General features: G+C 73.0%; 6 protein-coding genes and 2 pseudogenes. 2 read left to right on the top strand and 6 right to left on the bottom strand.

From position 1 onward, the window contains the following. Positions 1 to 120: 120 nt before the first annotated feature. The 3 genes and pseudogenes from DJ74_RS15025 to DJ74_RS15035 form a co-directional block, all read right to left on the bottom strand. Positions 121 to 342, bottom strand: coding sequence for a DUF2249 domain-containing protein (locus DJ74_RS15025; protein WP_094524033.1), 222 nt, complete (start codon positions 340 to 342; stop codon positions 121 to 123). Positions 343 to 453: 111 nt separating this feature from the next. Next, complete coding sequence (locus DJ74_RS15030; protein ID WP_176451357.1) at positions 454 to 1,029, bottom strand: hypothetical protein; 576 nt, start codon at positions 1,027 to 1,029, stop codon at positions 454 to 456. A gap of 107 nt (positions 1,030 to 1,136) precedes the next feature. Beyond that, positions 1,137 to 1,391, bottom strand: a pseudogene (locus DJ74_RS15035) (DUF2249 domain-containing protein); the annotation flags it as partial. 101 nt (positions 1,392 to 1,492) lie between these two features. Between DJ74_RS15035 and DJ74_RS15040 the strand changes: the two are divergent. Continuing rightward, a complete protein-coding gene (locus tag DJ74_RS15040; RefSeq protein ID WP_217900339.1) occupies positions 1,493 to 2,920 on the top strand; it encodes a cbb3-type cytochrome c oxidase subunit I in 1,428 nt (475 codons plus the stop codon). A gap of 113 nt (positions 2,921 to 3,033) precedes the next feature. Then, positions 3,034 to 3,843 carry a hypothetical protein gene (locus tag DJ74_RS15045; RefSeq protein ID WP_094527760.1) on the top strand — a complete coding sequence of 270 codons (810 nt, stop codon included), beginning with the start codon at positions 3,034 to 3,036 and terminating at the stop codon, positions 3,841 to 3,843. A 127-nt stretch (positions 3,844 to 3,970) separates the two neighbouring features. On the opposite strand, the gene DJ74_RS15050 is transcribed toward DJ74_RS15045, so the two are convergent. From DJ74_RS15050 to DJ74_RS15060, 3 genes and pseudogenes are all read right to left on the bottom strand, one after another. Continuing rightward, positions 3,971 to 4,987 carry an ABC transporter permease subunit gene (locus tag DJ74_RS15050; protein WP_094527761.1) on the bottom strand — a complete coding sequence of 339 codons (1,017 nt, stop codon included), beginning with the start codon at positions 4,985 to 4,987 and terminating at the stop codon, positions 3,971 to 3,973. Further along, on the bottom strand, positions 4,980 to 5,717 hold the full coding sequence (locus DJ74_RS15055; RefSeq protein ID WP_094527762.1) for an ABC transporter ATP-binding protein: 738 nt from the start codon (positions 5,715 to 5,717) through the stop codon (positions 4,980 to 4,982). Before DJ74_RS15055 ends, DJ74_RS15050 begins: the two co-directional genes overlap by 8 nt. 2 nt (positions 5,718 to 5,719) lie before the next feature. After that, positions 5,720 to 6,000: pseudogene (locus tag DJ74_RS15060) on the bottom strand (hypothetical protein); the annotation flags it as partial.

The raw sequence follows: 6,000 nt of genomic DNA on the forward strand, positions 1-6,000 counted from the left end.
CGGCGTAGGGTAGTAGGGGGAATACCTTCGGCGGGAATTCCCGTGCCGCGGCGTCGGGAGGCGAACTATTCGGGGCGGAGTATAAAAGGGATCGAGGGAGGTGCGAGCGTCTCCCTCCGTTCAGGCGGGCTCTATCGTGACGTGCCACTCGTCGTCGGTGATCCGTTCGGTCTCGTGTTCGAAGCCGCGGTCCGCCAGCACGTCGTACAGCGGGGCCGGTTCGAAGTCGTTCACGAGCCGCAACCGCTCGTCCGGCCCGAGCTCGTCGAGCGCGTCGCTGATGACCGGAAACGGCGGATCGTCGCGCTCGCGGACGTCGAGCACCGATTCGGCGTCGTTCATATCCGATCGCACGCGGCGTTCCGACATGCACGTTCGCGGGAACATGTTCGACCGACGCGGCGCGCGGCGGCGCGTCTCGCTCGACTCCGCGCCCGAAACCGCCAGCGGCGTTCAGAAGGGAGTCGTCGGACCGCCCGCGCCGTCGTCGTCCTGAGCGCCCGTTCGATCGACGCCTGCGGGGTCGGCGTCGGCCCGGTCGTCGTCACTCGCCCCGCCGTCACCGACCTCGCCGTCGCCGGACTCGAGCCGTTCGAGCCGGTCGTTGACCGCCTCGCTCCCGTTGAGCGAGGGGTCGACGCGCACCCGGATCAAGTCGTAGCCGTGGTCCGCGACGGCGTCGAACGCGCGGAAGGCGCCCACCGCCAGCGGTTCCGCCTGCGGACAGAACGCCGTCGTCGGGGTGAACTCGGCTCGGAGCGTCGTCGGGTCGCCGGCCTCCTCGGCGTAGCGGAATCCGGCGTCCGGATGCCGCGGGTCGAGGTTGAGCCGAGCGAGGTTGTAGCCGAACGTGGCGTCGTACACGCCGTGTTCCTCGAAGGCGTCCGCGGCGTGACGGTGCACGGCGACGTGGTCCTCGCCCGCGAGGACGTCGTGGTCCGCGAGGAAGGCGCCCGGCTTCGGGACGTGCTCCGACACGAACTCGTTCTCGTCGTCGAACTCGGGCTCGGAGCCGCCGAGGAAGCTCATCGGCCGGCCCCCGCGGCGCTCTGAGTGTCCGTCGTCGTCTCCCCGTCCGTCGTCGCTCCGCCGTCCGTCGTCGCTCCGCCGTCTGTCGCCGCCTCGCCGTTCGCGACCCAAATCGCCGTGACGACGCCGTCGTCCGTCTCGACCGCGTCGTGCGCGTAGCCGCGGTCGTCGAGCTTCGGGAACAGGAACTGCGGAACTCGGTCGTTGCGCTGGACGAGAACGGTCTCGGCCGGCAGGTCGGCGAGCAGTTCGAGCGTCCGCCGAAGCGGCTCCGGCGGGCCGAGGTCGGCGACGTCGAGCGTCTCGACCGGCCGGTCCGTCGGCGCGTCGGTCTCCTCGAGGGCCGCTGTCTCCCGTGACATGGACCTGAGTTCGTTCTCCGCGCGCCCGTCGTTTACCCCGAACCTGTTCGGGGGCCGTCGTTCGTCGATGGGCGGCCGGACCCCCGAACGCGTTCGGGGACGTGACCACGGACGCGCGGACCGTACGCGGGGACATGCGAGGCGTCCCCGGCGATCTCACGACCTCGACGCGCCCGCCGACCACGATTCCCCTCCGACACTTCCTCGTCGCGCTGGCGTTCCTCGCCGCCGGGGGAGCGCTCGCGCTCACGCGAGTCGTCGGGATCGAAGGAGCCGGAGCGGGCCTCGGCCGAATCGCCGCGGCCCACCTGCTGCTCGTCGGGTGGGTGTGTCTCACGGTCCTCGGCGCGATGACCCAGTTCGTCCCGGTCTGGTCGGGGGTCGAGCTCCACTCGGACCGGCTGGCGACGCTCCAGCTCGTCGCCGTCGCGGTCGGCGTGAGCGGGTTCGCCGGCGGGCTGTGGATCGGCCGGCCGGCCGACGCGGCGCTGTTCGCCGGGCTCATCCTCCTCGGATTCGCCGCGTTCGTTTATAACCTCGCGAGGACCCTTTGGCGCGCCCGTCCCCTCGACGTCACGGAGGGGCACTTCGCGCTCGCGCTCGGCTTCCTCGCGCTCGCGGCGGTCCTCGGGGGGAGCCTCGCGGCCGACTACCGCTGGGGCGTGCTCGCCCCGCTCGGCCTCTCGCGGACCGCGGTCGTCGACGCGCACGTCACGCTCGCCGTCCTCGGCGTCGTCGTCACGACCGTCTTCGGCGCCCTGTACCAGCTCGGCCCGATGTTCACTCAAACCGACGCGCTCCCGGTCGAGGACCGGCTCGCGCGCGTCGAGACCGCGGCGTACCCGGCCGGCGTGACCCTGCTCGCCGCCGGGCGGCTGCTCTCGTTCGCGACCCTCGCGACCGCCGGCGGGTTGCTCGCCGCGGGCGGCGCGGCGGTCGCCGGGGGGATACTCCTCCGGCGGCTCCGCGACGCGACGGCGACGGCGACGCCGATGCTCTCGCGGTACGCCGTCGTCGCCGTCGCGACGCTCGCGTGGAGCGCGACCGCGGCCGCGACGTGGACCGTCGACCCCCTCGGGCCCGCCGTCCGGTTCGGGCATCCCGCGGTCGGTCCCGTCCTGCTCGGCGCGCTCGTCGGCTTCGTCGTCGTCGGGAGCCTCTACCACGTCGTCCCCTTCATCGTCTGGCTCGACCGATACGCCGACCGCGTCGGGCTGGAACGGGTCCCCGCCATCGACGACCTCTACCACGCCCGCGTCGCCGCGGTCGACCTCGCCGCGACCGTCCTCGGCGCCGGCCTCCTGCTCGCGGCCGCGGTCTCGCCCGCCGTCGCGTCGGTCGGAGCGGTCGGCGGGTCCGCCGAGGGCCTCGTCCGACCCCTCGGCGGCGCGCTCGTCGTCGCCGGCGCGCTGCTGTTCGCCGGCAACATGGTCGCGACCGTCGTCCGGCACGGCGGGACCGCGATATTCGGCGGAGTCGGATCGGCGGCGACGACGCCCTCGGAGGCGACAGACGCCGACGACCGATGATCGGGCCGGGAGTGGATCGATGACCGCGCCGGGAGCCGGCCGGTTCGCCCGCGAGCCGGCGGCCCGCGGCCGCGGTCCGGAAGATACTTCATTGATACGACAATATCTCCGGCATGGAACGCCGTGCCCTCCTCTCAGCACTCGGAGTCGGAGTCTCGTGCCTCGCCGGCTGTACCGACGGGATACGGGGAGCCGACGAGTCGGGATCGAACGGGCAGTCGGAGCTCCCGGAGGAGTACCCCGACGGTGCGGGACCGGACGGTATCGACTTCACGACGCTAGAGTCGGACGACGAGACGCCGTTGCACGCGCCGAGGGACCACTGGGACTCGTACGCGATCGTCTTCGACGAGCCGCCCGACCGTCGCCGCGTCGAAGGCGACTACTACGTGAACTCGTCCACCGGAGAGGTGATCTCCGAGCTGTGGTACGGCGCGAAGGACTACCGAAACGGCGACGCGTACGCGTACGTCCAGCCCGCCGACGGACTGCCGGACCACCAGCTGCGCGACGAGTGGGAGTCGGACCCGCAGTTCACGTATCACGACGCGACCGACGCGTACTACCGGTACGACCCGCAGTACGGTCAGATCGCTCCCACGAACATCGGCCGACACACGGAGATGGTCGAGCCGTACGGCTGGGAGGCGGTCGGCACGGCGACGCACCACGGCGTCCCCGTCGTCGCGTACCGGCTCTCGGACGCGGAGCCCGAGGACTCGCGGGCCACCCCGGCCGTCGAGGGCTCCATCGAGCTCGGCGTCGAGGACGGGATCATCTACGCGTTCGACCTCGCGCTCGACGCCGAGGGCGAACCCCGGTACACCTACGCCGTCCGTCCGGAGCCGTTCCCGGACCACGAGTGGGTCGAGACGGCCCGGAGGATCAGCGGTTCAGCCGACGGCGCCAACGAGAGCGCGTGACCGACGGCGCTAACGAGAGCGCGTGACCGACGGCGCTAACGAGAGCGCGTGACCGACGCGGCCTGGAACTTAGTCACGTAGCGGCGGCTCGACGAGACGGATGGGTTCAAAAGACACGCGGGGCGTTTTATATCCGCTTCGAGCGGAGCGCCACCGCGGCGACGCCCGTCGCGACCGCGACCCACCCGAGCAGGACGGCCACGAGCACGCCGACCGAGAGCCCGCTGCCGTCGAGCGCGGCCGCGAGCCCCGCGCCGCCGGCGTCGGTCGGGGCGAGCGCGAGGAGCCGGTACGTCGAGACCGGGTTCGCGGCCACCGCGACGGCGACGAACCGCCCCGCGCCGTCGAGCGCGGCCAGCACGCCGAGCGCGAGCAGGTCGTGGACCAGGGCGAACCACGCCCAGACGAGCAGGGCGCCCGCGAGCGCGACCGTCGAGGTCGGCGCGACCGCGGAGATCGCCACCCCCAGCCCGAGGAGCGCGACGGCGACGGCGACCGTCGCGAACAGGAACCACGCGAACGTCGGCCAGCCGGCGAGCCCGAACTCCCGCAAGAGGAGCAGCCCGGGGACGCCGAAGCCGACGACGACCGACGCCGAGAGCACCGCGGCCCGCCCGGCGTACACGCCGATCGCGGTTTCGACCCGCGAAACGGGCAGCGTCAACACGACCCCGAGGCGCCCGCGCTCCGCCGCGCCGACGATCGCGCCGTGACCGAACGCCAGCGCGGCCAGCGGGACGAGGTACGTCGCCAGTTCGACGTAGCTCGCGACGACCGGCTCGTAGCCGGTCGGCGCCACGCTCGACCCGCTGAACGTCGCCAGCAGGAGCCCGAACGCGGCGAACACGACCGTCAGCGCGACGGCCCACCCCCGGCGGGCGGTCAGCCGGGTCTCGCGGCGAGCGATCCGGAGGACGATCCCGGGACGCGGGAGGGGAACGGAGATCCCCTCGGCGTCGGTCGCGGTCTCGTCCGCGGTCTCCGTCTCCCTCTCCGTCGCCTCCGCGGAAGCGTCCGTCCGCGAGGCGGCGGTCGAGCCGTCGACGACGACGCCGCCGTCCGGGGCCGGGTCCGAGTCAGACGCCGTGTCGGCGTCAGGCGCCTCGCCGTCCTCGGGCGCGGCTCCGCGCCCGCGCTCAGGCATCTCGACCACCCCCGGTGAGCGAGACGAAGGCGCCTTCGAGACCGGCCTCGTGGTCGGCGGCGAGCCCCTCGGGCGTCCCCTCCGCGACCAGCCGCCCGTCGTCGAGGACGCCGACGCGGTCGCAGACGCGCTCGGCCTCCCGCAGCGCGTGGGTCGCCATGAGCAGTGTCACACCCGTCTCGTCACGCACGCGGGTCAGGACCTCGCGGAGCGCGGCGACGCCGTTCGGGTCGAGCCCCGCGGTCGGCTCGTCGAGCAGGAGCACCGCCGGATTCGCGAGGAGCGCGGCCGCCAGCCCGAGCCGGCGGCGCATCCCCTTCGAGTAGCCGTCGATGGGGCGGTCGATCGCCTCGGCGAGCCCGACCGTCGCGGCCGCGCCGGCGATGCGCTCGGCGGCGTCCTCCGGGCCCGACCCGACTCCGCGGACGTCGGCGTGGAAGCGCAGGGTCTCGCGCCCCGTCTCGCCCGGCGGAAAGCCGGGTTCCTCGGGTAAGATTCCGATCGCCTCGCGGATCCGCCACCCGATCTCGCCGACCTCGCGGCCGCCGACCGAGACGGTCCCCGCGTCGGGGCGCTCGCGGCCGGCGATCAGCCCGAACAGCGTGGACTTGCCGGCGCCGTTGGTTCCCACGAGGCCGTACGCGTCGCCCGATTCGACCGTGAGGTCGAGCCCGGCGAGGGCCTCGACGTCGCCGTACCGCTTGTGAACGTGCTTAATATCGATGCGCATGGTTACTGGTGCCGCTGGTGGTGGTCGTCTCCCGGGTCCGAGTCGTACTCGACGGTCGCGTCGACGGCCGCCGCGTACGGGCGATACGGCTCGACGTCGTGGACGGGGTCGGCGAGCGGGCGGTGGTCGACGACCCCGGCGGTCTCGACCGCGGGGAACCGGCTCTCGACCAGCCGGATCGCGTCGAACGCCGGGCCGTCCGCGAAGACCGCTGCGGCGGGGTGCTCCTGCACGAGCCCCCGAGACCAGGCATGAAATAGCATGCCGTCTTTTGCTTGAAAAA

Source organism: Halorubrum sp. Ea8 (assembly GCF_002252925.1).
In the GTDB taxonomy this organism is placed as follows: Archaea; Halobacteriota; Halobacteria; order Halobacteriales; family Haloferacaceae; genus Halorubrum.

What these genes read in the sequence shown, in the direction of transcription:
- DJ74_RS15025 (WP_094524033.1), bottom strand. Translation starts at nt 342, where the DNA reads ATGAACGACGCCGAATCGGTGCTCGACGTCCGCGAGCGCGACGATCCG.
- DJ74_RS15030 (WP_176451357.1), bottom strand. Translation starts at nt 1,029, where the DNA reads ATGAGCTTCCTCGGCGGCTCCGAGCCCGAGTTCGACGACGAGAACGAG.
- DJ74_RS15045 (WP_094527760.1), top strand. Translation starts at nt 3,034, where the DNA reads ATGGAACGCCGTGCCCTCCTCTCAGCACTCGGAGTCGGAGTCTCGTGC.
- DJ74_RS15050 (WP_094527761.1), bottom strand. Translation starts at nt 4,987, where the DNA reads ATGCCTGAGCGCGGGCGCGGAGCCGCGCCCGAGGACGGCGAGGCGCCT.
- DJ74_RS15055 (WP_094527762.1), bottom strand. Translation starts at nt 5,717, where the DNA reads ATGCGCATCGATATTAAGCACGTTCACAAGCGGTACGGCGACGTCGAG.